Annotated in this window: 25 protein-coding genes; 8 read left to right on the forward strand and 17 right to left on the reverse strand. The window is 71.1% G+C overall.

Annotation, left to right across the window (positions count from 1 at the left end):
• Positions 1–34 precede the first annotated feature (34 nt).
• Both B0E54_RS12530 and B0E54_RS12535 read right to left on the reverse strand, forming a co-directional pair.
• Positions 35–727 (reverse strand): ABC transporter ATP-binding protein, encoded by a 693-nt coding sequence (locus tag B0E54_RS12530; protein WP_234583516.1) that lies wholly within the window; start codon positions 725–727, stop codon positions 35–37.
• Positions 714–1475: an ABC transporter ATP-binding protein gene (locus B0E54_RS12535; RefSeq protein ID WP_234583517.1), complete on the reverse strand. Its 762-nt coding sequence runs from the start codon at positions 1473–1475 to the stop codon at positions 714–716. Before B0E54_RS12535 ends, B0E54_RS12530 begins: the two co-directional genes overlap by 14 nt.
• A 224-nt stretch (positions 1476–1699) precedes the next feature.
• On the opposite strand from B0E54_RS12535, the gene B0E54_RS12540 reads away from it, so the two are divergent.
• Entirely contained in the window at positions 1700–2557 is an 858-nt protein-coding gene (locus B0E54_RS12540) for an SPFH domain-containing protein (protein ID WP_234583518.1), read from the forward strand.
• A 57-nt stretch (positions 2558–2614) separates the two neighbouring features.
• Here the strand turns inward: B0E54_RS12540 and B0E54_RS12545 are convergent, their stop codons facing one another.
• The 3 genes from B0E54_RS12545 to B0E54_RS12555 form a co-directional block, all read right to left on the reverse strand.
• Positions 2615–3436 carry an NAD(P)-dependent oxidoreductase gene (locus B0E54_RS12545; RefSeq protein WP_234583519.1) on the reverse strand — a complete coding sequence of 274 codons (822 nt, stop codon included), beginning with the start codon at positions 3434–3436 and terminating at the stop codon, positions 2615–2617.
• Positions 3437–3524: 88 nt separating this feature from the next.
• A complete protein-coding gene (locus tag B0E54_RS12550) occupies positions 3525–4808 on the reverse strand; it encodes an NAD(P)/FAD-dependent oxidoreductase (RefSeq protein ID WP_234583521.1) in 1284 nt (427 codons plus the stop codon).
• Complete coding sequence (locus tag B0E54_RS12555; RefSeq protein ID WP_234583523.1) at positions 4801–5364, reverse strand: TetR/AcrR family transcriptional regulator; 564 nt, start codon at positions 5362–5364, stop codon at positions 4801–4803. The genes B0E54_RS12550 and B0E54_RS12555 overlap by 8 nt, the downstream gene beginning before the upstream one ends.
• A 191-nt stretch (positions 5365–5555) precedes the next feature.
• Here B0E54_RS12555 and B0E54_RS12560 point away from each other — a divergent pair, with 191 nt between their 5' ends.
• Positions 5556–6089, forward strand: coding sequence for a DUF402 domain-containing protein (locus B0E54_RS12560; RefSeq protein ID WP_234583524.1), 534 nt, complete (start codon positions 5556–5558; stop codon positions 6087–6089).
• Between the two features lie 5 nt (positions 6090–6094).
• Here the strand turns inward: B0E54_RS12560 and B0E54_RS12565 are convergent, their stop codons facing one another.
• Positions 6095–7471 carry a permease prefix domain 1-containing protein gene (locus B0E54_RS12565; RefSeq protein WP_234583525.1) on the reverse strand — a complete coding sequence of 459 codons (1377 nt, stop codon included), beginning with the start codon at positions 7469–7471 and terminating at the stop codon, positions 6095–6097.
• The gene (locus B0E54_RS12570; protein ID WP_234583526.1) at positions 7468–7833 is read right to left on the reverse strand and encodes a PadR family transcriptional regulator; all 366 of its coding nucleotides are present in this window, start codon (positions 7831–7833) and stop codon (positions 7468–7470) included. Before B0E54_RS12570 ends, B0E54_RS12565 begins: the two co-directional genes overlap by 4 nt.
• A gap of 137 nt (positions 7834–7970) precedes the next feature.
• Here B0E54_RS12570 and B0E54_RS12575 point away from each other — a divergent pair, with 137 nt between their 5' ends.
• Positions 7971–8708 (forward strand): phosphotransferase, encoded by a 738-nt coding sequence (locus B0E54_RS12575; protein ID WP_234583527.1) that lies wholly within the window; start codon positions 7971–7973, stop codon positions 8706–8708.
• Between the two features lie 6 nt (positions 8709–8714).
• Here the strand turns inward: B0E54_RS12575 and B0E54_RS12580 are convergent, their stop codons facing one another.
• Both B0E54_RS12580 and B0E54_RS12585 read right to left on the reverse strand, forming a co-directional pair.
• Positions 8715–9251 (reverse strand): alpha/beta hydrolase, encoded by a 537-nt coding sequence (locus B0E54_RS12580; RefSeq protein ID WP_234583529.1) that lies wholly within the window; start codon positions 9249–9251, stop codon positions 8715–8717.
• 81 nt (positions 9252–9332) lie between these two features.
• On the reverse strand, positions 9333–9947 hold the full coding sequence (locus B0E54_RS12585) for a TetR/AcrR family transcriptional regulator (protein WP_234583530.1): 615 nt from the start codon (positions 9945–9947) through the stop codon (positions 9333–9335).
• Between the two features lie 66 nt (positions 9948–10013).
• Here B0E54_RS12585 and B0E54_RS32440 point away from each other — a divergent pair, with 66 nt between their 5' ends.
• The 3 genes from B0E54_RS32440 (at position 10014) to B0E54_RS12595 (ending at position 11525) form a co-directional block, all read left to right on the forward strand.
• Positions 10014–10142, forward strand: a complete 129-nt coding sequence (locus B0E54_RS32440) for a hypothetical protein (protein ID WP_255786903.1) — start codon at positions 10014–10016, stop codon at positions 10140–10142.
• Positions 10139–11131 (forward strand): aldo/keto reductase, encoded by a 993-nt coding sequence (locus tag B0E54_RS12590; RefSeq protein ID WP_234583532.1) that lies wholly within the window; start codon positions 10139–10141, stop codon positions 11129–11131. The genes B0E54_RS32440 and B0E54_RS12590 overlap by 4 nt, the downstream gene beginning before the upstream one ends.
• 106 nt (positions 11132–11237) lie before the next feature.
• Positions 11238–11525, forward strand: coding sequence for a hypothetical protein (locus B0E54_RS12595; RefSeq protein WP_234583533.1), 288 nt, complete (start codon positions 11238–11240; stop codon positions 11523–11525).
• 62 nt (positions 11526–11587) lie between these two features.
• Here B0E54_RS12595 and B0E54_RS12600 read toward each other — a convergent pair whose 3' ends face one another.
• The 3 genes from B0E54_RS12600 to B0E54_RS12610 all read right to left on the reverse strand — a co-directional run bounded on the left by B0E54_RS12600 (position 11588) and on the right by B0E54_RS12610 (position 14946).
• Positions 11588–12757, reverse strand: a complete 1170-nt coding sequence (locus B0E54_RS12600; RefSeq protein WP_234583535.1) for an alcohol dehydrogenase catalytic domain-containing protein — start codon at positions 12755–12757, stop codon at positions 11588–11590.
• Positions 12754–14208: an aldehyde dehydrogenase family protein gene (locus B0E54_RS12605; RefSeq protein WP_234583536.1), complete on the reverse strand. Its 1455-nt coding sequence runs from the start codon at positions 14206–14208 to the stop codon at positions 12754–12756. Before B0E54_RS12605 ends, B0E54_RS12600 begins: the two co-directional genes overlap by 4 nt.
• 81 nt (positions 14209–14289) lie before the next feature.
• Positions 14290–14946 carry a TetR/AcrR family transcriptional regulator C-terminal domain-containing protein gene (locus B0E54_RS12610; RefSeq protein ID WP_234583538.1) on the reverse strand — a complete coding sequence of 219 codons (657 nt, stop codon included), beginning with the start codon at positions 14944–14946 and terminating at the stop codon, positions 14290–14292.
• A 99-nt stretch (positions 14947–15045) separates the two neighbouring features.
• On the opposite strand from B0E54_RS12610, the gene B0E54_RS12615 reads away from it, so the two are divergent.
• Complete coding sequence (locus B0E54_RS12615; RefSeq protein WP_234583539.1) at positions 15046–16218, forward strand: acyl-CoA dehydrogenase family protein; 1173 nt, start codon at positions 15046–15048, stop codon at positions 16216–16218.
• 6 nt (positions 16219–16224) lie between these two features.
• Here the strand turns inward: B0E54_RS12615 and B0E54_RS12620 are convergent, their stop codons facing one another.
• The 4 genes from B0E54_RS12620 to B0E54_RS12635 all read right to left on the reverse strand — a co-directional run bounded on the left by B0E54_RS12620 (position 16225) and on the right by B0E54_RS12635 (position 22821).
• Positions 16225–17262 (reverse strand): aminotransferase class V-fold PLP-dependent enzyme, encoded by a 1038-nt coding sequence (locus tag B0E54_RS12620; protein WP_234583540.1) that lies wholly within the window; start codon positions 17260–17262, stop codon positions 16225–16227.
• Positions 17263–17457: 195 nt separating this feature from the next.
• Positions 17458–18348, reverse strand: coding sequence for a hypothetical protein (locus tag B0E54_RS12625; RefSeq protein WP_234583541.1), 891 nt, complete (start codon positions 18346–18348; stop codon positions 17458–17460).
• 341 nt (positions 18349–18689) lie between these two features.
• On the reverse strand, positions 18690–20876 hold the full coding sequence (locus tag B0E54_RS32775; RefSeq protein ID WP_234583542.1) for an FUSC family protein: 2187 nt from the start codon (positions 20874–20876) through the stop codon (positions 18690–18692).
• A 118-nt stretch (positions 20877–20994) separates the two neighbouring features.
• The gene (locus B0E54_RS12635; RefSeq protein ID WP_234583544.1) at positions 20995–22821 is read right to left on the reverse strand and encodes an alpha-galactosidase; all 1827 of its coding nucleotides are present in this window, start codon (positions 22819–22821) and stop codon (positions 20995–20997) included.
• Positions 22822–22977: 156 nt separating this feature from the next.
• On the opposite strand from B0E54_RS12635, the gene B0E54_RS12640 reads away from it, so the two are divergent.
• A complete protein-coding gene (locus B0E54_RS12640) occupies positions 22978–23400 on the forward strand; it encodes a hypothetical protein (protein ID WP_234583545.1) in 423 nt (140 codons plus the stop codon).
• A gap of 738 nt (positions 23401–24138) precedes the next feature.
• Here the strand turns inward: B0E54_RS12640 and B0E54_RS12645 are convergent.
• Complete coding sequence (locus B0E54_RS12645) at positions 24139–25350, reverse strand: helix-turn-helix transcriptional regulator (RefSeq protein ID WP_234583547.1); 1212 nt, start codon at positions 25348–25350, stop codon at positions 24139–24141.
• Positions 25351–25376 lie beyond the last annotated feature (26 nt).

Here is a 25376-nt window from a genome sequence, read left to right on the forward strand (position 1 = left end):
CGCGCACCGTCGCGCGGCTCGTCGTTGGAAAGAATCAGATCCCGAGGTACGCGAGCAGCTCGCGTTCGCGCGAGCGCACCTCGGAGTTGTCCATCGCCTCGGCGACACGTCCCTCGGCCAGCAGGTAGTGCCGGTCGGCGACGCCGGTGGCGAAGTGCAGGTTCTGCTCGACAAGCAGCACGGTCACCCCGTGCCGCTTGGCCTCGCGCAGCAGGTCGCCGACCTGCCGCACCAGCAGCGGTGACAACCCCTCGGTGGGCTCGTCGCAGAGCAGCAGCCGGGCGCCCATGCGCAGCACCCGGGCCAGCGCGAGCATCTGCTGCTCGCCGCCGGAGAGCATGGTGGCCGCCGAGTCGCGCCGGGTGTACAGGGCGGGGAACGCCTCGTACACCCGTTCCAGCGGCCACGGGTCGGGGCCGACGGTCGGGGGCAGGGTGAGGTTCTCGGTGACGGTCAGGGTGGCGTAGCTGCCCCGGTCGTCGGGCACCCAGCCCAGCCCGAGGCGGGCCCGCCGGTGCGCGGGCAGCCTGGTGATGTCCCGCCCGTCCAGCTCCACCGTGCCGCGCTGGCCGGCGTGCAGCCCCATCACACAGCGCAGCAGGGTGGACTTGCCGGCGCCGTTGCGGCCCACCAGGGTGACCACCTCGCCGGCGGCGACCTCCAGGCCGACCTCCCGCAGCACCCGCGCCTCGCCGTAGAACGCGGAGAGGTTGTCAATGCGCAGCATCGGCGGCTCCCAGATAGGCGGTGATCACGCGCTCGTCGGCGCGGACCTGCTCGTACGGGCCCTCGACGAGGACCGTGCCGGCCTGTAGGACGGTGACGGTGTCGGCGAGCCGGCCGACCACGCTCATGTTGTGCTCGACCAGCACCACGGTCCGGCCCGCGCGGATCCGGCTGATCAGCTCGACGGTACGGTCGACGTCCTCCAGGCCCATCCCCGCGGTCGGCTCGTCGAGCAGCAGCACCTTCGGGTCCAGCGCGAGAGCGATGGCCAGCTCCAGGGCCCGCTTGCGGCCGTACGCCAGCGCCGCCGACGGCGCCTGCGCCAGCTCGGCCAACCTCACCTCGGCCAGCAGCTCGTCGGCCCGTTCGGTGTAGCGGTCCAGCAGCTTCGCCGAACGCCAGAACCGCCAACCCAGCCCGCTGGAGGACTGCAACGCCAGCGCGACGTGCTCGCGGGCGGACAGCTGCGGAAAGAGGCTGGTGATCTGGAACGAACGGGCCATGCCGAGCCGGGCGACCCGCTCCGGCGGCAGCCCCGTGATGTCCCGCCCAGCCAACTCGATCCGCCCGCCGCTGGGCGTGAGGAACCCGGTGAGCAGGTTGAACAGAGTGGTCTTGCCGGCGCCGTTGGGGCCGACGAGCGCGTGCACGCTCTCCGGGGCGACGTCCAGGTCGACCTCGTCGACCGCCCGGAAGCCCCGGAAGTCCCGGGTCAGCCCGCGGGCCGACAGGAGCGCTTGCCCGGCCATCGCCTCATCCTCCGCACGGTCGCGGCGACGGTCGATTCGGTGACCGTGGTCACAGGGCCGTCGCGTGGAGGAAACCTACGGCTGGCCCCGCGAGTCGAACCATGTCGATGGACTCCACATTCGGCGAGCAGGGGACGTACGCGAACCCCACTCCCCTGTCCGGCCGACTTGACCCAACCTCCTAGGTTGATGATCCACACAGCCCAGCGGAAGGTCCCCACCCCATGCCCGTCGGCTTCACCATGGCGATCGTCTTCGCCGTCGCCCTGGCGGTCAGCGCCGTCCTGGCACTCGTCGCCCCCGCGCGGCCCCTGAAGCGGATGGCCGCCCTCGCGACGCTCGTCTTTCTCGCCCTCACCCTGCTGGTCGGTGTCACCTCCAGCGCCCACTCGGTGCCCATCCGCTCGGTCGGCATCGTCACCAGCTTCGGCAAGCCCACCGGCAAGGTGACCGGCTCCGGCCTGAAGTGGGTCGCCCCCTGGCAGAAGGTCGGCGAGTGGGACGCCGGCCGGCAGAAGTACGACCACATCGGCGGCAACAACTGCGTGCGCGTCCGCACCGGCACGCTCGCCGACGCCTGCGTCGAGGTGCTCATCGAGTGGCAGGTCAGGCCGGAGAACGCGCCGAAGCAGTTCATGGACTACAAGGGAGACTTCGACAGCTTCCGGGGCCAGCGGGTGGGTGTGCAGCTCGACAGCGCGGTCAACGACGCCTTCGCCGCGTACAACCCGCTGGAGAAGATCGACGCGCGGACCGGTGACCTCAACGTCGACCTGAAGCCGTTCGCGGCGAACATCAAGACCAGCGCGGACACCCGCCTCGCCAGCGACGTGGACATCCTCTCGGTGACCATCACCCGGGTGAACCACGACGACAAGACCGAGGGCAACATCAAGGCGTTCCAGGACAAGCTCGCCCAGACCCGCAACCTGGAGCAGGACCGCAAGAACGCCGAGATCTCCAAGCAGATCACCGAGACCAACGCGAAGGTCGACAAGGTCACCCGCTGCCTGGAGATCGCCGAGAAGAACGGCGCCAACCCGGGCCTGTGCATCAACCCGGGCATCGTCACCGGCAAGTGAGAAGAAGCCGGCCCACCCGTGGCGGGTGGGCCGGCGGCACGCTGGTGGATGCTCGGCTCACCAGGACGGCTCGTCCGCCCGGACGTGCCGCAGCGAGTACGCGGCGTCGGTGAAGGCGCCGCCCTGCCGGGCGGCGGGGTCGACCGGGTCGCGCGAACCGGGCACCCCGTCGGCGAAAACCTCCGCGTCGTCCACCGGCAGATAGCCGAGTTGCGCCCCGGCCGTGGTGTCCCAGAACGCCCGGGTGTTGGCGGACACGGCGTAGGCGGTCGCGAAGTGCACGTCGGGGGCGGTCAGAGCCGCGCGAACGAAACCGATGCCGTCGCGCGGGCTCAACCAGGTCGCCAGGTAGCGGACCTGGTCCGGCTCGTCCTCCCAACTGCCGATGCGCAGGCACACCACCGACAGGCCGAACTTGTCGGCGTACAGGCGACCGAGCGCTTCGACGGCGACCTTGCTCACCCCGTAGAAACCGTCCGGCCGGACCGGCTCGTCCGGCCCGACCACCTGGCCGACCGGGTAGAAGCCGGTGACACGGTTGCTGCTGGCGAGGACGACCCGCCCGACCCGCTGCCGACGGGCCGCCTCCAACACGTGGTACGTGCCCAGCACGTTGCTCTCCAGCAGGTCGGCCAGGGGCGCCTCGTCCGGCAGCCCGGCCAGGTGCACCACCGCGTCCGCGCCCTCGAGCGCGGCGGTCACGGCCTCGGCGTCCGCCAGATCCAGTTGGATCGTCAGGTCTGTCGAGGACTGCGGCTGCGTGGGCACCCGATCGACCAGGACGAGGCGGCGCACCTCGTCGCGCAGGTGACGGCAGACCGCCGAACCAATGCGACCGGCGGCACCCGTGACGACGACAGTGCCCAGACGTGAACCCATGACGCCATCCTGCCGACCCGCACCGACAGGATCGCCGGTGCGGGGTGACCGTCGGACGGCCGCCCTCGCCCTGGGCCGGTCGAGCGGGTCAGCCCAGCCGGCTGGCGCCGGCGCGCTCCCACTGGCGGGGAGCGCTGATCGTGGCCCAGCTCGCGCCGAACGTCATCCGGCGCAGCGGTGACGCGACGCCGCAGAGGCTGAACCAGCCACGGGTCAGACCCACGGTGACCGGGTTGCTCATCATGCCCTGGCGCAGGGTCCTCATGGCCAGGTCGACGCTGTGGAATCCGTACTCGCGCATCTCGGCCTCGTATCCGCCGATCGCGTCCAGCAGCGGCAGGTGGCCGCCGTCGGCCAGCGACAACTGGCGGGTGAGCAGGGCGGCGTCGCGCAGCGCGGTGTTGGCGCCGTTTCCGCCGGCCGGCGGCATCCCGTGCACGGCGTCGCCGAGCACGGTGACCCGCGAGGGCGCCCAGGGCGCCGGACGGTCGGACGCCTGGAAGGGGAACGCGCTCACATCGCCCGGTGGGCACCTGTCGATCAGGTGGCGGAGCGCCGGATGCCAGTGGGTGATGAGCCCAGCGACGTACGCCTTCAACTGGGGGCCGTCGAGGCGCTCCGGACGCGACGGGAACAGGTCGTTGCGGGCGACGAACGCGCACAGCAGGTAGTCGTCCCCCACCGGCTTTTGGCGTTCGAACACCGACGTGAACAAGAAGTACGGCGCACCGGTCACGATGAGGTTCATGCCCTCGGCCAGCCGGGCGGGCAACCAGGCCCGGGTGTCGTCGTTCAGCGGCAGCTTGAGCCCGACGCCGACCGCGCCGGCGTCTCGCGCAGTGGCGGTCGGCAGGTACTGCGCCCGCACCCGGGAGTTGATCCCGTCGGCGCCGACCAGGACGTCGCAGGTGGCGGCCGTCCCGTCGGCGAAGCGCGCGGTGGGGCGACCGTCAGCGGCGAGGTCGTAGCGCTCGAATGCCTTGTCGTAGTGGACGACGTCGTCGAGTCCGTCGAGGAGAACCCCACGCAGCGTGGAACGGTCGACCGGATAGGCCCGTTCGGCGGGGTCGGGATCGTCGGGATACATGACCGAGTCCTCCACGAGCACCAGCGTGCGCAGGTCCGTGCCCAGGAAGCCGAAACCGCCGCCGGGCCGGCCCGCGGTGTCGGTGAACGCCTGCCAGTGCGGGTCGGGCAGGCAGGCACGCAGCGACCGGCTGCCCGCCGGGTTGATCGCGAGCCGGTAGCGGTCCACCCGGTCGTCGCGGCGTCGGTCCCGCTCGTACACGGCGACGGTGATGCCGTGTCTACGCAGACCCTGGGCGAGAGCGAGGCCGCCGATGCCTCCGCCGACGATCAGCACGTCAGTCATGGGTGCGGCTCTCTGGTGCGAAGAGGTCGCAGAGTTGGTTGACTACCGACTCGGCCTTGTCGGGCCGCAGACGAATGCCTTTGACGGTGGCGATCACCAGCTCGACGCTGGCGGCGACGTCGAGGTTCACCGACCAGACGTGTCGCGCGACGCCCTCGGTGAAGATCGCCGCGAGCGCGTCCCGCCAACCCTGTTCGTCGCGTTCGATGTCGGCCCCGGTGGACTCGTCACGTCGAGCCCGAAGATCGAGCTCGTCCAGCACGATGAACAACTCGGGCCGTTGCGCGACAGCGGTGGCGATCTCGCTGAGGTGTTGCCGTAAGCGGGCTGCGGGTTCCAGGTCGTTGTGCATCGTCGCCTCGAATTGGCTGGTCACGTGCTCGAGCACTGCGGCGATCAGGTCGGCCTTGGTCCGGAAGTAGTGGTGCAGGGTGGAGTGGTCGATGCCGGCCGCGGCGGCGATCGGCCGCAACCGGAACCCCTCGAAGCCCTCCTCGGCGATCGCCGAGAAGGCCGCGTGAATGAGCGCCTGCCGGCGATCGAGCTGTTCGGTCATCCTCCACCATCCCCCAACCAAGCGGTTGGTTGATAGTCCAGCATCTGTGTGTCACCCTGTCAACCACGTGGTTGATGGAGACCCTTCCCGTCCGGGTCGGACGAGCCGTACATCGCCCGGCGCAGCGATCAGGGCCGGTCGGTCCCGAAAACGGTTGAGCGTCGGGTCGTCGACCAGCGAAGCTGCTGCGTGTGACTGATGCTTCCGAGCGTGCAGCGACGCCGGTGACCGTGGTGCGCGACGGAAAGCTGCGCGCGGCGGGGCTGCGTCTTGGCGACGCCATCGTCTACGACTGGGGATTTCACCTCGACAATCGACCGTACGAGCAGCGCAGCTTCGTCCTGCTCGATGATGGGTTCCAGATCAATCAGCCGGTTCTGTTCCCACCCGAGCAGCAGGGCTGGTGGTACTGCGACCTGGTCCGAGTCATCGATCATGAGAACGTGGTCACTGTCGACGACCTGTGGATCGACGTGATCGTCGGACCTGGCGACCACCCCTACCGGGTCCTGGATCTCGACGAGTACGCCATGGCCGTGCAGGACGGCGCGCTCAGCGTCACTGAGGCGACCGAGGGACTCGTCCGTACGCAGCGTTTCCTTGATCGACGTCTCAACCGACGGCACGACCCGCAGCGCTCCTGGCCGGACTTCCCACCGGCCAGCATCACCGACCTGCTGCACGCCGTATTTCCTCAAGACTGGTCCCTCATCGACGCCGGATGAATTCCCTAGGCGTAGCTGAACAGCGGCGGGAAGACGAGGACCACGATCCAGGCCCACGCGGCGTACACCGGCAGGTAGCCGGTCTGCCACCGCTCCAGGGCAGCGAAGGGCGTACGCCGACGGAGGAAGCTCAGCAGGAGCCACGCCGACCAGGCGAGGTTGACCAGCAGGATCACGTTCTCGCCGAGAGCCGCCGCCCGGTTGGGGGTGCCGCCGTAGTTGTCGGTGATGCGCCCGGTGATCTCCACCAGCACCAGCACGTCGATGGCGAGCGCGCTGACCACGAGCGCGAGCTGGAGCTTGTCGAACGCGCCGGGCGGGGCCAGCGGATCGCGGGCCGAGAGCGAGTAGAGCAGCAGCCCCAGCACCACGACGAGCAGGAGGTCGAACAGGATCAGCGCCTCGCGCTCGACGTCGATGCCGTGGCTGGTCCAGACGACGGCGACGAGGAAGGCGAGCAGGGCGGCGGTGAAGAGCGGGGTGAACAGTCGCGTGAGGACCGGCGCGATGTTCTCGACGACGCTCTGCTTGGCCTCGACGAGCCACCCGGCCACCACGACCGCGGCCGCGGCGCCGCAGGGCAGGAGCCACTGCGAGACGAAAGCCTCCGGGACGATCCCGATGGCCGCGAAGGTGTTGAACAGGAACGCGGCGAGCACGCCGCCGCCGAGGGCCATCAGCACGAAGTAGATGAACCACTCGCCGGTGAAGCGGATGAAGTCCATCCGTCGACGCGATGAGCGCCAGTCGTCGGCGACGTAGGCAAGACCGACCACGAGCCACAGCGCGATCGGCAGGTGGACGCTGGTGACGACAAAGGACTGCGAGTCGCCCGCCAGCGGGTAGACGTTGGCGGCCACCGCGCCGAGCACGAACAGCGCCACCAGCGCCACGATCACCGCCGGCCGGGCTCTGCGGCGCCAGGCGAGGAACGCCGCCAGCCAGGGCAGCACGAACAGGGTGAAGTTGCGCGTGTAGAACGAGCCGTCATCGTCGAAGGTCAGCCCGAACAGCGCCGGCACCTTGACCGACGCCACCGCGCCGGCCGCCGCGCCGAGCATCACCCACAGGTCCCGCCGGGAACGCGCCCCGGCGGCCGGAGCACCGGAGTCGCCGGTCAGCACGAGCTGCTTCCAGAGCCGTTCCGAATGCTCGCGGGCGAACTCGCGGGACAGCTCGTCGAGACTGCCCATGCGCTTGACCGCGACCAGGAACGCCTCGTCCGGGCTCAGACCCGCCGCGACGAGTTCGTCGACCGAGCCACGGAGGTGGTCTTCCAACTCGTCGGCGTCCACCGACTGCAGCTCCCGACGCCGGAGCACGTAGCGACGCCACTGCGCGAACTGCGCTTCCAGCTCCTCGGGCTCGTCGTGCGCCGTCATGCCAGGCCCTCCAGCGGACGCACGGTCAGCGGCGTACGGTCGTGCCAGATCTCCTTGAGCGCGCCCACGACGGTGTCCCACTGTCGGCGCTGCTCGGCCAGCTCGGCCAGGCCCCGGTCGGTGATCCGGTAGTACTTACGTTTGCGCTCACCGGCGACCGACTGCCAGCTCGCCTCCACATAGGCCAGACGCTCGAGCCGGTGCAGCAGCGGGTACAACAGCCCCTCGGTCCAGTCCAGCTCACCGCCGGACAGCTCGTTGATCCGCCGGAGGATGGCGTAGCCGTAGCTCTCCCCCTCGGCCAGGATGCCGAGCACCATCGGTGTCGCCGAAGCGGCCACCAGATCCTTAGCGACCTTCACGAGACCTCCCACCCAACCCTAGAAGTACGATGCATAGTACTGCTGGGTATTTCGCGAACGCAACGACTCCACGGCCCCGCCGGGCCAGGCGGAAAACCGCTGGGGCGTCGGTGGTCGAACCCGCGACAATTGCCGGCGTGCAGGAGATCGAGGTCGTCGTCGCCCACCAGGAGCGGGCGACCGTGCGCGTCGGCGACGTCTTCCTCAAGATCGACACCGATCCGGATCACGCGGACGTCGAGGTCGCGGCGATGGCGATGGCGCCCGTGCCGACCCCGGAGGTCCTGTGGCACAACCCGCCCGTGCTCGCGCTCGCCGCGCTGCGCGGCAGGGCGCTCGGCCGCCTCGGCGAGCCGTCGACCGCGCCGTCGACGGCGTGGGCCGCGGCGGGCGCCGCCGTACGGACACTGCACGACGCGCCGCTGCCGCCCTGGCCCGGTCGGAGCCTTGACGAGGTGGCCACGCAACTCGACGACGAGTGCGGGTGGCTCGTGACGAACGGGGTTCTCCCCGCCGACCTGGTCACCCGCAACCGCCACGTTGCCGAGGCGGCGCTGCGGCAGTGGACACCCGTGTTCACGCACGGCGACCTGCAGGTCGCCCACGTGTTCGTCGACGGTGACGAGGTCACCGGCGTGCTCGACTGGTCCGAGGCGGGCCGGGGCGACGCCCTGTTCGACCTCGCCACGTTGACTCTCGGCCACGAGGAGCACCTGGTCGACGTCGTGGCCGGCTACGGCACCGACGTCGACCTCGACGTGGTCCGGGCGTGGTGGTCGTGGCGCAGCCTGGTGGTGATCCGCTGGCTGGCCGAGCACGGCTTCGACCCGTCGGCGCCCGGCTGCGAGGTCGACATGCTGCGGGCGCGGATGTGACGAGCGTCAGGGGATGAGTCGGTCCAGCAGCTCGAACCGCTCGTACGGCTGGTTGTAGTCCCCGAAGTGCCCGTCGTCGCGCACGATCTGGGTGCCGCCGAGCCGTTCGAACATGGCGCGTCCCTGGCGGTCGTCGCAGCCGTACGGATCCTCGCGGGAGTTGATGAAGGAGATGTCCCGCACGTGCGACCGGATCGCGGCCCAGTCGTAGCTCTCCTGGAGCACCGGTTCCTCGCTGGTGTTGGGCCGGGTGCAGTAGCCGGCGACCAGGATCGCCTGGGCGACGGTCACCTCGACTTGCTCCAGGAGCGCCAGCAGCAGGGCCGCGCCGCCGGAGTGGCCCACCAGGACGGTGTCCTCGTCGAAGCGGTGCCCGTCGAGCACCGTCGGCAGGAACGTCGCGATCGGCTCGACGTTGATGCCCGGAAGGTGCGGGATCTCGACCGAGTAGCCGCGAGCCTCCAGCCGCTGCGCCAACCAGCGGTACCAGACCACGTCCGGGTTGCCGCCGGTCCCGTGGAAGATGATCGCGCTGCGCCCCATCGTGCCCCTTCCGCATCGACGTCGTGATCAAACCACGCGACCGGCAGATGCACGAGAGGGGTTCCCGGTCGTCGGTACGCGTCAGTCGTACAGCGCCGACACCCACAGGTGGGTGAGCGTGTCGACCAGCACCGCCCGGTCGTCGAACGGCGGCACCCCGCACGCGGCCAGGTAGTAGAGCCGCTCGCCGGTCCAGGTCAGCGATGCGGCGAGCGCCTGCACGTCGACACCGTCGAGCCGGGCCGCGACAGCGGGGTTTGCCCGCCGATCGGCCTCGATCCGCGTGATCGTGGCGTCGGTGAACGTCTCCATCTGGGCCAGCCACAGCTCGCGCAGCTGCGGGTCGGACGCCCAGGTCTCCACGATCGCGCGCAGCACGGCGGCATTGGCGAGCCAGAGTTCGGCACCGGCGTCGATACCCGCTCGCAGCGTCTCGCGCGGGTCGGCCGCCGCCTGCACCCACGGTTGGGCGGCCTCGTGGCCGGCGCCGACCGCCCGACGTACGAGCTCGGCCAGCACCGCCTGCTTGCCGGCGAAGTAGAAGTAGAAGCTGGCCCGCGAGACGCCTGCGGCAGTGATGATGTCGGCCACGCTCAGCGTGTCGAAGGTGCGCTCGCGGAGCAGTTCGCGAAGGGCGGTCAAGACACGTTCCCGCAGCTCGGCGCGGCTCTGCTGAGGTTCGTCACGTCGGGCCATCACGTGTCGCAGCGTACCGTGTGGGACGTCTGGACACGCTGACCAGACACGGCGTATGGTCGGGCGATGACCGAGGTTGCGGACCGCACCGCGCAGTTCCTTGACCCGCCCGGGCACCGCTGGGCACCCCACCGACACCTGCACGACGTCACCGGCGACGAGCTGGCCGGGCAGCCGCCGGAGGTGCTCGCGTGAAGTACACGACGTTCGGGCGGACCGGGCTGCGAGTGTCCGAGTTGGTGCTCGGCGCGATGACGTTCGGTGAACAGGGTGGCGTCGGTGCGCCGATCGAGGAGTGCCGACGCATCCTCGACATCTACGCCGAGGCCGGCGGCAACATCGTGGACACCGCCATCAACTACCGCGGTGGCGCCAGCGAGGAGATGCTGGGCGAGCTGCTCGCCGGGCGACGCGACAGGTTCGTCGTGGCCACGAAGTACACGGTGACCCGTGATCCGGCCGACCCCAACGGCGGCGGCAGCCACCGCAAGAACCTCAGGCTGTCACTGGAGACCAGCCTGCGCCGGCTGCGCACCGACCACATCGACGTCTACTGGGTGCACATCTGGGACCAGCGCACACCCATCGACGAGACCGTCCGGGCGCTCGACGACGCGGTCACCGCCGGCAAGGTTCTTCATGTCGGGGTGTCGGACACCCCTGCCTGGGTGGTCTCCCGCGCGAACATGTTGGCCGAGTGGCGCGGCTGGACCCCGTTCGCCGGCCTACAGGTGCCGTACAGCCTCATCAACCGCGACGCCGAGCGGGAACTGTTGCCGATGGCCGAGGCGTACGGCATGACAGTGACGGCCTGGAGCCCGCTCGGCGGCGGCGTGCTCTCTGGCAAGTACAACGCCGGCGCACCGCAGGAGAGGACGCGGCTGAGCCGGGACACGATCGGCGACCGCGACCTCACTGTGGCACGGGTCGTGCAGGAGGTCGCCGGCGAGCTGGGCGTCACCCCGGCGCAGGTGGCCCTCGCCTGGACCCGCCAACGCAGCGGCGTGCTGCCGATCATCGGTGCGCGGACCGTGGAACAACTCCGGGACAACCTGGGCTGCACCGCGGTCACGCTGCCACCGGAACTGGTCCTGCGGCTGGAGACGGCGACCGGGTTCAGTCTCGGCTTCCCGGCCGACTTCATCGCCGAGACCAGACAGTGGGTGCTCGGCGCCGCCGCGTGACCCCTGTCGCGCAGGCCAGCGACAAAGGCGTCCGGGCCGGTGGCGATCGACATGGGCACGCGCCGTCATCTGCCGCGAACGGCACTCCGGGATAGCCTTGGCGCATATGGCTACCTATCGCAGCGCCTCAGTGCTTCTCTCCTCGGACGGCACCAGGACCCCTGGCACCGCCGCCCTCTTCGCCGAGCCCGCCCGCAAAGGTGGGACCCGGCCGTGGGCAGGCGACTTCCGGCCCGCCAACAGCGCCGGCAATGGCCCCAAGAACGCGGTCGGCAAGACCTTCACGTTGGAGCTGCCCGACGGCAGCACCGGCAAGGTCGTGGTCCAGAGCCTCAAGAGCGGAAGGGGTGGCGTCGTACTGGCGCTGATGGGCGAGGACACACCACCCTTCTGAGCGAAACTGATCTCCGGCCGGCGCCGCCGGTCGGAGATCGCCGCCGGGTGAGCGTGCTCGGCTCAGTCGAGTGTTACCACCCAGCGGGCGCCCTCGCCCCGCGCCAACCGGTCGAACGCGGCGGGCGCCTCGTCCAGCCCGACCGTGCCACTGACCAGCACGCGCAGATCCAGTGTGCCCTCGGCCAGCTCGGTGGCCAGCACCGGCACCTCACGGTCCGGGTCGGACGAGCCGTACACCGAGGAGCGCAGCGTCCGGGCGGAGTGGAAGATGTCGAGCGCGCCGAGGCTGACCATGTCGTCCTTGGCGCCCATGCCGACGACGGTGACCGCTCCCCCGCGCCGGGTGAGACGCCACGCCGCCCGGATCGTGGCGGCCCGCCCGACGCACTCGAAGGCGTGGTCGACGCCGCGGCCCTCGGTGCGCGCCCGCACCTCCTTGGAGAGCCGGTCGTCGGAGAGCAGGAAGTCGGTGGCTCCGGCGGCGAGGGCCAGGTCCCGCTTCGCCTCGGCCACGTCGACGGCGAGGATCGTCGTCGCGCCGGCCCTGCGGGCGGCGGCGAGAACGGCGAGCCCGACCCCACCGAGCCCGATGACGGCGACCGACTCGCCGGGCGCGACCCGGGCGGTGTTGCCGACCGCGCCGACGCCCGTGAGCACCGCGCAGCCGAGCAGCGCTGCCTGCTCGGCGGGCAGCCCGGCCGGGATCGGCACGACGGCGCTCTCCGGCACCACCACCGCCTCGGCAAGCGCGCCGAGACCCAGCGTGAGGTGCAGCGGGACACCGTCCTCGGTCTCGCCGCGCGCCACGGTCGGGGCGGTGTTGGCGGCGCAGAGCCAGGGTTCGTCGTGCCGGCACCACCAGCAGGCCCGGCAGGCGGGCGCCCAGTTGAGCACCACAGGCGTGCCGACCGGCAGCCGGGTGCCCGGCCCTGCCTCGGCCACCACGCCGGTCGCCTCGTGCCCGAGCACCAGCGGGAACGTCGCGGCCAGGGTGCCGTTGACCATGGACAGATCGGAGTGGCAGACGCCGGCCGCGCGGATCGTCACCCGCACCTCGCCGGGGCCGGGCGCGGGCAGGCGTACCCGCTCGACCCGCAGTTCGGCCCCGCGCCCGCGCGCGACAAGCGCGCGGACGGTGACCGACCCGCCGGCCTGCTCGGCGACCACCGCCGACCCGCTCGCCGGCTCGGCGACCACTCCCGGCTCGCCCGCCGGCTCGGTGGCGCTCATCGCTGGATCGCCTTCAGCTCGCAGAACTCGGCGAGCCCGTGCACGCCCAGCTCCCGGCCCAGGCCGGACTGCTTGTAGCCGCCGAAGGGCGCGAGTGGGTTGAACGCCGCGCCGTTGATGTCGACCGCCCCGGTGCGCAGCCGCCGCGCCACCGCGAGCGCCGCCTCCGGGTCGGCGGACCACACCGCGCCGGCCAGCCCGTAGCGCGAGTTGTTGGCGATGGCGACGGCCTCGTCGGTGTCGTCGAACGGGAGAACGGCGAGCACCGGGCCGAAGACCTCCTCCTGGGCGAGCGCGCTGTCCGGGTGCACGTCGGCGAAGACGGTCGGGGCGACGAAGTGCCCCCGCGCCGGCACCGGGGCGTCCGGGCCACCGGCGACCAGGCGGGCGCCGTCGGTGAGGGCCCGCTCGACGTGGCCGCGCACCCGCGTCGCCTGGGCGGCGGAGACCAGGGGGCCGAGGCGGGTGGCCGGGTCGAACGGGTCGCCGACGCGGTAGCCGGCCACCGTCGTCGCGACCAGGTCGAGCGCCTCGGCGTACCGGTCGCGGTGCACCAGCATCCGGGTCCACGCCGTGCAGGTCTGGCCGGAGTTCATCAGGGCGTTGCCGACGCCGACCTTGACCGCGGTGGCCAGGTCGGCGTCGTCGAGGATCACGTTCGCGGACTTGCCGCCCAGCTCCAGCGCGACCCGGGCGATGCGGTCGGCGGCGAGTCGCATGATCCGGGTGCCGGTGGCGGTGGAGCCGGTGAACGAGACCAGGTCGACGTCGGGGTGCCCGGCGAGCGCCTCGCCGACCGTCGCGCCGGTGCCGGGGACCAGGTTGAGCACCCCCGGCGGCAGACCGGCCTCGGTGACCGCGTCGAAGAGCAGGTACGCGGTCAGCGGGGTCAGCTCGCTGGGCTTGAGCACGACAGTGCAGCCGGCGGCGAGCGCGGGCGCGACCTTCGCCATCACCTGGTGCAGGGGGTAGTTCCACGGGGTGATCGCGCCGACCACGCCGATCGGCTCGCGTACGACCAGGGAGTTGCCGATGGTCTCCTCAACCGGCGGGCGGGCGGCGAGCGCCACGTGGTCGCGCAGCACGATCAGCGGCAGCGCGACCTGCACGCGGGTGGCGAGCTTGAGCGGGGCCCCCAGCTCGACGGCGATGGTGCGGGCGAGGTCGTCGGCGCGCGTCGCGAGCGCGGCGTGCAGCCGGTCGAGGTACGCGGAGCGTTCGGCGGGCGCGGTGGCCGCCCAACCGGGGAAGGCGGCGCGGGCGGCGGCGACGGCGGCGTCCACATCGGCCGCGGTGCCGGCGGGCACCTGACCGATCAGCTCGCCGGTGCTCGGGTTCTCCACGTCGATCACGTCGGTGCCGGCGGGAGACGTCCACTCGCCGCCGATGTGCAGGTGGCGCCGGAGGCGCAGGGCGTCGGGCAGCAGCGACGGCGGGGCGGCGAGGTCCATGGCGTCCCTTCCGGGGTGGGCGACGGGCGGAGGCGACAGGGGTCGCGGCGGGCGGTGAAACTAGCGCTGGGAGTTTGGACGCTACCCGCTGGGCCGCCCGGACTCCACCGCCCCGACGGTGCGGGCGTACTCGGCGGCCAGCCCGTGCAGCAGCGCGTCCAGGCCGAGGGCGAAGGCGCCCTCGTCCACGCTCTGCTGGTGCTCGGCGAGCCGGTGCGCCTGACGCAGGTGCGGGTAGTGCGCGGCGTACAGCTCGGGGTCCTCGACGAAGCCGCGGGCGAACGAGCCGAGCGCCGAGCCGGCCACGAAGTAGCGCAGCGCCGCGCCGATGTGGGTGGCGCGGGCCGGTGGCCACCCGGCGCGGACGAGGCCGCCGTAGACCGCGTCGGCCATGGCGAGGGCGGCCGGCCGACGGCCCGGACCCTGCGCGAGGTACGGCACGATGTTCGGGTGCGCGGTGAGCGCCCGCCGGTACGACCAGGCCCAGTCGCGCAGCGCGCCGGCCCAGTCCCGGCCGGCGAAGCCGCTGGTGTCGACGGTGCCGGTGACCGCGTCGGCGACCGCGTCGAGGATCTCGTCCTTGGTGGCGAAGTGGTTGTAGAGCGACGGGCCCTGCACGCCCAGCGCGGCGGCGAGTCGACGGGTGGAGAGCGCGGGCAGACCCTCGGCGTCGATGAGCGCCGTGGCGGTGTCGACGATCAGCTGCCGGGTGAGCCGGGGCTGGCGGGGTCGGGGCACTGCGCTCCTCGCGAGTCGGCGGCACAGGGGTCTGGACGCATCAAAACTTACACCGCTAGTTTAGGGGTGACCGGCCGCGCCGACGCCAGGAGGACCACCGTGGACTTTTCGCTCACCGACGAGGAGCGGGCGGTGCGGGACACCGTCCGGTCGTTCATCCGCCGCGAGGTGATGCCCCTGGAGGCGGAGGTGCTGCGCCGCGAGCGGGCGCACCAGCCGGGCCTGGACCACTCCGAGGTGCGCGAGCTGCAACTCAAGGCGCGCAAGTTCGGCTTCTGGGGCCTGGCGACCCCCGAGGCGTACGGCGGGATGAACCTGCCGGCCGTCCTCCAGTCGTTGATCTGGACGGAGCTGGGCCACACGTTCGTGCCGTTCCGCTTCGGCGGCGAGGCCGACAACATCCTGTTCCACGCCACCGAGGAGCAGAAGCAGGAGTTCCTCATCCCGACGATCGAGGGTGAGCGGCGGTCCTGCTTCGCGATCACCGAACCGGGCGCCGGCTCGGACGCCGCCAACATCCGGCTCTCCGCGCGCCGCGACGGCGACGACTGGATCCTCGACGGCGAGAAGACCTTCATCACCGGCGGCCACGACGCCGACTTCGCCATCGTCGTCGCGGTGACCGACCGGGAGAAGGGCGCCCGCAACGGCGGCGCGACAGCGTTCCTGGTGGACCGGTCGATGGGCTGGCGCTCGGAGTTCATCCAGACCATGGGCGAGGGCGGGCCCGCGTCGCTGATCTTCGACGGCGTACGCGTGCCGCACCGCAACATCCTCGGCGAGATCGGGCAGGGCTTCACGCTCGGCATGGAGTGGATCGGCAAGGGCCGCTACACCATCCCGTCGCACGCCATCGGCATCGCCGAGCGGGTGCTGCAGATGGCGATCGACCACGCCAACACCCGCGAGACGTTCGGCGCGAAGATCGGCACCAACCAGGCCATCCAGTGGATGATCGCCGACTCGGAGACCGAGCTGGAGGCGGCCCGCTGGCTGGTGCTGCGCTCGGCGTGGACCGTCGATCAGGGCCTGGACCCCCGGCACGCCTCGTCGATGGGCAAGCTCTACGGCGCCGGGATGGTCAACCGGGTCGTCGACCGGGTGCTGCAGATCCACGGCGGCATGGGCTACACCCGGGAGCTGCCCATCGAACGCTGGTACCGGCAGGTCCGGCTCTACCGCATCTTCGAGGGCACCGACGAGATGCAGCGGCTGATCATCTCCCGTGACCTGCTGCGCGGGTACACGAAGATCGGCGGCCACCTGGCCTGAGCCGCGTCACCCCGCCAGCGCCTCCAGGGCGGCGTCCACATCGGCCTCGGTGGAGTAGAGGTGGAACGAGGCGCGGACCCGCCCGGCGCGCACCGCCGCCCGGATGCCGGCCGCCGCGAGACGCTGCTCCGCGCCGGGCACGTCGACGGCGACGATGGCGCTGTCCCCCGGTGGCCGGCCCAGGCCGGTCAGGAACCGGTTGGCCAGCGCCACGTCGTGCTCCTGGATCGCCGGCACGCCGATCTCGGCGATCAGCTCCATCGCCGGCGCGGCGCCGACCCAGCTGAACCAGGCCGGCGAGATGTCGAACCGGCGGGCGTCATCGGCCAGCCGCAGCGGCGGGCCGTAGTAGGAGGCGTACGGGTCGCGGCCCGCGTACCAACCGGCCGCGTCCGGGCGCAGCCGCTCGCGGAGCGCGGGGGCGAGATAGGTGTACGCGGTGCCGCGCGGGTTCATCAGCCACTTGTAGCCGCCGACCGACACCACGTCGGCCCGGCTGCCGTCGAACGGCAGCCATCCGCACGCCTGGGTCGCGTCCACCACCACCAGCGCGTCGTGCGCGCGGGCAGCGGCCACGATCTCGTCGTACGCGGCGACGGAGCCGTCGGCCGACTGCACCAGGCTGAACGCGACGAGGTAGGTGTCGGCGTCGATCGCGTCGACCAGCCGGTCCGCCGGCACCGTGCGGACCGTGACACCGCGCTCCTCCTGCACCAGCCAGGGGAACAGGTTCGAGGTGAACTCGACCTCCGGAACGACAACTGTCGCGCCGGCCGGCAGGGACGCCGCCACCGGCGCGAGCATCTGGGAGACTGTCGCGCCGACCGCCACGTCGGTGGCCGGCACGCCGATCAGGCCGGCGAACGCGCTACGGGAGCGCTGCACCGACTCGCCCCAGCCCTCCCACGACGTGCTGCCCACCCGCCAGGCGGCCAGGGCGTCCTGCAACGCCGTCCAGGCCGGCTCGGGCGGCAGCCCGTAGGAGGCCGTGTTCAACCAGCCGGGCTCCGGCTTCCACAACTGCTGTGCCTGCGCGATCTCCATGCCGGCGACGTTAGTACCGGACCACCTGGCATAGGCACGGCCAATCGGCGATCGGCGGCCTGAGAGATCTCGGACCCAAGAAAGGCAGCGAGCGTACCGTCACAGCGGTATCACGACGCCGCTGCGACGGCGCGCTCGCCGAGCCACCGCCCACGTAAAAACAACCACGACGGCATGGGTACGACCGAGGCGGTTTCACGCCGGGGTTATCGTCCAATTTCCGTCGGCAGTCACCTGAACTAACGCCGGCGCTTCCAGCGGCCGCCTACCCGAATAACCGCCGATCTCGTTAATGAGGAGGCCGCCCTCTCCGGATTCCAGGTTGTAGGCCTCAACGATGAAATTACCATCTCCCTTCGAATGGGTGACCTTTGCCGTGTCGGCGTTACCGCCCAGTACGATCACGTCGTCGCCGCGCCCTGACGCCTTTCCGCTGGCGGCCTTTGACGCGATCTGGTCAACGCTGCCCACCGTCAGCGTCCATTTGCCGTTAGTCTCCACCTCGAACTCAGTGGTCATTGAGTCCTCTTCGAGGTTGATCCACCGCTTGCCCGTATAGGCACCGATCGCGTTTACGAGCAATCCGTCCGGGCCGTCCGACTTGACGATGGTGTTGCTCGTACACCGTGGGCAGGAAAATTTGACGACGGCCAGATCGCTAAGGTTGCCGACCTTAACCACATCATCGCCTCGCCCGGTGTACACCTTCGGCTTCGGCGCGGCCGTTTTCGGCGGTGCGGCTGCCGCGGTGGGCGCGGGGGCCGCCGGGGTGGGGGACGGGCTCACACTGACCGTCGGCGTTGCGATCGAGGCGATTGGGTTACCGGATTCACCATTTCTCGGCGTCGCGCTGGCAGCCCCGCCTGCGGTGTTTCCACTGTCGCCCGCAGTAAGCGCCCCGACAACGCCGGCACCACAGCAGAGCACGAGAACGAGGGCGACACCCCCGAGCAGCCATAGGAGGGGCTTCTTCTTCCTCGCTGCAGCGACAGCTGGCCCGAGGGGCACTGCGGCGGATGGCGACGAGGAGGGCTGATAGGGCTGCTGGGGTGCGGTGCCGTCGGGCCCGGGCTGCGGGTATGTCAAGGTCGTCCCCCTGAGTGGATAGCTGGTCCAGCGATCGTTGTCGCCTCACCAACGGCTCCCAACAGGTGTGTCGGATTGGTGACCGACAGTCTGCCCGGACGTGTCCGAATACACGGCCATCCGACTATTTGCATTCCACCGGAGCGGTGACCATCGTCGCCACCACGGCCGCCCCAACAGCCAGTCGACGAAACTGCTATGACAAACGGATAGAGAAGACCGACAAGGGCGGCGGTAAAGATGAAAGGACGGCACGATCAATCGTGGCGTCGCAACCAGCAGCAAAGCGTGAATGGGAAATGACCGCACTCGGCGAGCCGTCCTCGCATAACCGAGACTGGTCACGGTGGCCCACGGCGGTGTGCCGGGTCGCCGGCTCGCGGGTGGATCCGGATGAGGCTGTCGGCGAGGCCGGCCAGCCATCGGTCGACCTCCACCAGGTGCCGCACCGCCGAGGCGTCGGCCGTGCCGAGCAGCGGACGGACCCGGTCCACCTCGTCGACACAGTCGCCCGGGGTCGGCACCGGACCCGCGGCCCGGCCCTGCGCCACCTCGCCGGCCAGTTCGTCGTACGCCGACCGCAGGTGCCCGGCCGCGTCCCGCAGCAGCACCGCCGCCGCCGGCCAGCCGGCGAGGCAGCCGGGCGGGTTGCGGCGCAGCAGCGACTCGGCGCCGGGCACCACGTGCTGACCGGCGCCCAGAGCGGCGTCCCAGTCCACGCGTGCGCGCCGCGGGTCGTGGCGCTCCGAGTGGTACTGGCAGTAGGACGAGTCGACCAGAACCATCCGCTGGCGGACCCGATCGAGGTCGTCCTCGGGCGGTGGCGCGTCGCCGAGCACCGCCTCCACGGTCCGCTCGACCGCGTCCCCGCTGGCCGTCAGGTAACGCGCGGCGTTGTGGCGCAGGTCGTGGCTCGCGCCGCGCGGCCACATGGCCACCCCGGCGAGCACACCGATCACCGCGCCGAGCCCGACGTCGACCAGCCGCGCCTCGGCGAGCCGCCAGCCCTCGGGGCTGAGCTGGCTGAACACGACCGTCAGCAGCAGGGTGAACAGCGCCTGCTGCCACACCGGGCCCAACAGGCGACCGACACCGAACGCCAGCAGCAGCGTGACCGGCAGCACGACGGCGTACACGATGGGCTGCTCGATGAGCAGCACCAGCAGGCCGCTGACGACGACGCCCGCGATCGTGCCGAACACGGCGGGCCGCAGGGCGGTGCGGGTGTCGGCGGCCGAGGTCCGCAGGACCGTGAGAGTTGCCAGGAGCACCCAGAAACCGTGGTTGAGCTGCAACACCCCGGCGGCCACCCGGGCGACCGACAGCGCCACGGCCAGTCGCAGCGCGCTGTGCAGGTGGGCCGAGCGGGGGGCCAGGTGGGAGCGGAACTGCCACCAGTACAGCGTCCACGGGCTGTGTCGCGCGTACTCGAAGAGCTTGGGGTACGCCTCGCCCCCGGCGGGCCGGGCTCCGACGGCGACCCGGGCACCGACGGCGAAGACCCGCACGTGGTCGGCGAGGGCCAGCGCCGTCGCGTCCCGGCACATCCGGGGTACGTCCGGCGCGTCGGCGCCACCGCCTCGTCCGACCGGGTACGCGGCCTCGGCCGCGCGGATCGCGACGTCCAGGCCGGTGAGGTCGACCGGCGGCGCACCCGGTGACAGGCTCCGGCCGGCGGCCCGGATCGTGTCGGCGCACGTGCGCAGCAGCCGCGCCGCCGCCAGTTCCCCGATCGGCTCCGGCGGGGCGTCCCCCGCGAGCCGGTCCGCCTCGACGAGCACCTCCCGCAGCGCGGTCGCCGAGATCCGCAGCGCCCGGTCCTGGGCGCCCGCCGCGGTCGGCGCCCGCTCCGGCGGGTTGCGGCCCAGACCGAGCGGGGCCACCAGGTCGTACGCCCGTGCACGCCGGCGGTCCCGACCACCGGGACCGGCGTGCGGGTCGGTCAGCGCGTCGGCGGCGTCGTCGAGGAACGCCCCGACACCGTCGGCCGCCCGGGTGAGCATCTGCCGGAAGGTGACCGGCACCGGATCGGGCCAGAGCAGCACCTCGGCCGCGGCGAGCAGCAGGACCGCGAGCGTGACCCCGCCCAGGCGCTGCGGCAGGGTGTCCGGTTGGTACGGCGGAAAGGACGCCAGGATGTAGAAGAGCTGGAACGCGCTGGCCAGACCCACCAGGCGCGGATTACCGACCCCCGCGAACGCCACGACGAACCCGATGACAAGCATCCCGCCGGCCGCCGCCCACGTGCTCCACGCCAGCAGCGTGCCGGCCGCGATCAGCGCCCAGACCGCCGGCAGCGACATGACGAGGATCCGCGCCCGCTGCGGCGCCGGACCGGGCAACTGCGCGAACGACCCGGCGGCGATCGTGCCGAACAGCCCGTACGTGGCGAGCACCGGGCTGCCCGCCCCGTACCGGCAGGCGTAGAAGACGACTGACGCGATGAGCGTCAGGCGCACCGCGCGCCGCAGGACGGCGTCGCCCGGGTCACGGCGGCGCAGCCGGCCAAGGAGGCTGGTTGCGAGCACGCCTGCTCCCCCGGTTCGTCGCGGCACCCCTTCCCGGCCCACCATTGTTCTCCGGGCCGCCCGGGGGCGGCGCGTTTCGCGACTTCATCACCGGAGAGAGGGCCACCGGCCGACAGCGCTACACGGTGGTGCGTCGCCACTGCTGGCTGGCGCCGGTGCCGCAGGTCCACTGCACGGCCTGCGCACCGTCCGCCGTGGCGGCGTTCAGCACGTCGAGGCACTTCCCGCTGTGGCGGGCCACGAGCCTGACGTAGCCGGTTCCGAGGTCCTCGACGCGCCACTGCTGGTTGGTGCCGCCGTTGCAGGTCCACTGGATCACGCGGACGCCGTCGGCTGTCGCACCCGCGCCGCCGTACACGTCGAGACACTTACCGCTGCTGACGCTTGTCACCGTCGCGTAGCCGCCGCCGGCGTCGGAGAACCGCCACCGCTGGTTGGCCTGCCCGTTCGCGCCCCACTGGACGACGTTCGCGCCGTCGGCGGTGGACGCGTTGAAGACGTCCAGGAGCTTGCCGCTGTGCCGCGCGGCCACCGTGTAGGTGGTCGGCGTGGGGGCGGTGGTCAGCGGCGCCACGCGGTACAGGCCGCTGCCGTGGGCGGGGATGGAGCGGGTGAGGGTGCCGGTGACGGTGCCGAGACCGGCGCCGGTCCACAGGTCGGTGACGGTGGCCGAGCCGATGCCCAGATCGGCCAGGTTCACGGAGACGTTGGCGGTCGCGCTCTCGCGGTTGAACAGCGCCACGTACCGGTGGTCGGTGCCGGGAACGTCGGCGGTCCAGACCTGCCGGGTGCCGCCGACGAGCTGCCGGTTGTTGGCGCTGTTCTGGTCGACGGCGAGCACCGCCGCGTTGGTCATCAACGCCAGCTCGGCGGCGCGGTTCTCGACCAGGTTGCCGCCCCACATCAGCGGCGCCCGGTTGATCGCCCACAGGGTCATCAGCGTGCGCTGCTCGTCGGCGGTGAGCCCGGAGTAGCGGGGTGCGCCGACCGGGCCGTACTTCGACAGCCGCCCGATCGGGATCATGTCCGGGTCGGGCCAGGCGCCTGTCGTCCGGTACGGCGTCCAGTTGCGCAGCTGGTCGAACAGCGCGTCGAGCGACGACCAGTTGTCCCACAGGTCGTTGACGATGCGCCACATGTGCGCGTTGTCCCGGACATGGCCCCCACTGGCCAGCGGTGTCGCGCCGGGCGAGAGGCTCAGCACCATCGGTCGTCCGCTGTGCTGGATCGCCGTCCGGTAGCCCTCGACCTCGGCCTGCCGGTACGTCGGGGCCGCGATGTCGTCCACCTTCACGTAGTCGACACCCCAGCTGGCCAGGAGCTGAAAGACCGAGTCGAGGTACGCCTGCGCGCAGGCGTTGGACATGTTCAGACCCCACATCAGGTTGAGCCAGGCCGCGGTGGTGCTGTTGTTGATCTGGTTGGCGCGGCAGGTGGTGCCGAGGATCGGCACGTTGTCCGCGACCGCCTGCCGCGGGATGCCGCGCATCAGATGGACGCCGAACTTCAGTCCCTGGTCGTGCACGTAGTCGGCGAGCGGCTTGAACCCGTTGCCGCCCGCCGCCGAGGGGAACCGGGTGGTGTCCGGCAGCAGCCGTCCGTTGGCGTCCATCCGCAGCCGGGGATTGAGGTTGGAGTCCTGGTTGGGGCTGTTGTTGTGCTGCCCCGGGTAGTACCAGGCCCAGTCGATGACGACGTACTGCCAGCCGTGCTGGCGCAGGTTGTCGCGCATGTAGTCGGCGTTGGCCCGGACGTCCGCCTCGGTGACGCTCCAGTTGAACGAGTCGTAGCTGTTCCAACCCATCGGCGGGGTGTTCGCCGTGCCGTTGTCCCACGCCACGGCGGGCTTCGGAGAGATGACGGTGAGGCCGACGGCGAGGAGCACGACCAGGACCGTGAGCCCGGCCATCCGCCAAGTGGTGGAACGCGCGAGGACGAGCGTCATCGGACCTCCCGACAAACAGTGGTGGTTGTCGATGTTAACGCTCACACATTACCTGTCAAGCCCACCGGAACACCTGACGGCCTTGACCGGCGCAACCGCAACCGATCCCGACGGGTCGCCGATCCGATCCAGGCATGCCGATGGTACGTATGGCGCGTGACCTACTTCGCGGACCTGACGCCGTACACGTACCTGGAGCGACACGAGGACGAGCCAGGGGCAGCCGACGAGCCGTGGCCAGACCTGCCGCGGCTCAACGTCGGTTGGCTGGATGCCGCGCATCCGTACCCGACCGGCGCCGCCCCGGACTGGTTGATGCCCGCCCTGACGGCACTGGCCAAGGCGCGGGTCCGCCAGACACGCGGGTACCACTACTGCGAAATCTGCATCCGGGACCTGGGCGAGGACGCCAGGGAAGCCATCCGGCAGGGCGTGATCGCCCGCGAGAGCGCCGAATTCGAGGTACGGGGCGACGGCGTCGTGTACGCCGCACCCCAGCTCCTGCTCCACTACGTCGCCGCCCACGAATACCTGCCACCAGCCGAGTTCTGCACGGCGGCCCTGGGAGCAACGAGCTGACGCGCAACGACGCGTCACACGAGGCGTCGGATGCGGACCTTCGGGCGCTCGTTCGCAGGTGGCCCTGCTTGTGCTGGCGGACCTGCTCATCCCAGACCGCCTGGTCGTAGCCGGGATCGGGCGGGATCCACCTGTGCGACCCGTCGCTGTAGTGGTACTTCTCGTCTCCGGGCCGAAGGATGCTCACCGCACCCAGCCGAGGAATCGGTGGTGCAGGCGTCTGGCGGGGACGTCGGCCAGGTGTTGCGTAGCAACGACGAGTTGTACGGCCAGGTAAACGGTCAGGGAAAGGCGACATCCGTCGTACTCGGTCAGCAACTCCCGCCGCCCCGGCCCGCAGGGCCAGTCGGTGCCACACCACCCGCAGCTCCAGAGTGGTGCGACCGGCTGGTGGACGGTCGTCACGACGTGCCCTGGCTGGGCCAGTGGTCGCGGTTGATCGGGAGGCGATGACGGCTTCGGCACGGCAGGTCGGTTCCGCAACGGCAGATGCGTCGCCAGTGCCGCCAGGACCAGACGGGCCGATGCCTGCGGGCCAGGGTCAGGGCGACCGCCGAGAGATATTCGTCGTACGAGACGCGTCGCACGCGCGCCCTCCCCGTCATCGCGGGGTGGCCAGGCACCCCTGAGTTTGAGGGGGACGCGGCGGCCAGGCGAGTCCGCACCGCCCGCCGCATCCCGTGATGGGGACGTTACGGACGGTCGTGGCGTCACATGGGTAGGGTTCGTACCCCTAGATCAAGAGACGAGGCCGACCTTCAGTGCGAGATCTCGGGCGTCCTTGCGGGTGGCTGGCGGCCCGTTGAGCAGATCCAGGGTGATCTGTCGGGCGTAGCCGTTGAAGCGGATCGTCTCCGGAGCGGACTCGTACGCCCGGCGAAGGCTCACCATGGCGGTTTCACCGTCGTCCTTGCCGTAGTGAGCGCGAGCGACCTCGATGAGGTGTCGCGCGCGGCGTGGCCGCGACGGGATGGCCGCCGCATCATGGCGACGTGCCTGTCGCACCGCTTCGCCGGACTTCTGCAACTCGACGGCCACGGTGACGGCGTGGGCACCCATGATGACGCGGGAGAACGACGTCTGCGGTTGATAGAAGCCTTGCGGCAGGCGCTGCGCGATGCGATCGGCTCGGTCCCAGTACCGCCAGGCCCGGCCTTCCTCACCCGCCCTCGCGGCGGTGTAGGCAGCTTCGAAGCGGAGCGCTCCGACGAGGGCGAGGAGGTTGGTGGTCCCATCCGCCGCGCGCGGCTCCACTGCCGAGAGGACGTCGAGCGTCACCGCCATGGCGGTGTCCCAGTCACCGGCGTCGCGGTGCACCTGACACAGGAACCACCCCGCGCAGGCCAACGCCTCAAGATCCCCGGACTCCTGCGCGGCCACCATGGCACGGTCAGCGACCCGCCACAGGATCTCGGCGGCTGGCTGGTAGGCGAGGAACATCTGCGCCAGCCCGAGCGCCTCGGCCAGGAGCGCCTGGGCGCGTCGACGCTCGGCACCCTCGTACGTCAACGCCGCGCGTTGGGCGTCCCGAAGCAGGTCGGGCAGGAGGGTGCCCAGCACTGTGCGATGGTCCGACGCCTGATGGCGTGCCCGCCATGCGGCTGCGAGGCGGTCCTTGATGCGACCCAACGGCTCCGGCACGTCGTCGCTGGAGGACGTGCAGCGGTTCACCGCGTCCCGGACCGAGGCGAGCGCCGGATGCTCCGGCCCGTTCACGACGGCGGAACGGTTGCTCAACTCCCCGACCAGGGCCGACAGGTCGACCTTGAGGGCACGCGCGATGCGGTCCAGCATGTGTACACGCGGCGGCAGGATGCGGTCGGTCTCCACCGCCTTCACCCACTCGGCGCTACGCCCAACCAGGCCACCGAGCACGGCACGAGTCTTGCCCGAGCGCTCACGGTAGACCTTCAGCCGCTGACCGAAGGTCAACTCCGGCATGGAATCCATCCCGAACCTCCTTGTGGCGCGGGACG

Source organism: Micromonospora sp. MH99 (genome assembly GCF_021442385.1).
In the GTDB taxonomy this organism is placed as follows: domain Bacteria; phylum Actinomycetota; class Actinomycetes; order Mycobacteriales; family Micromonosporaceae; genus Micromonospora.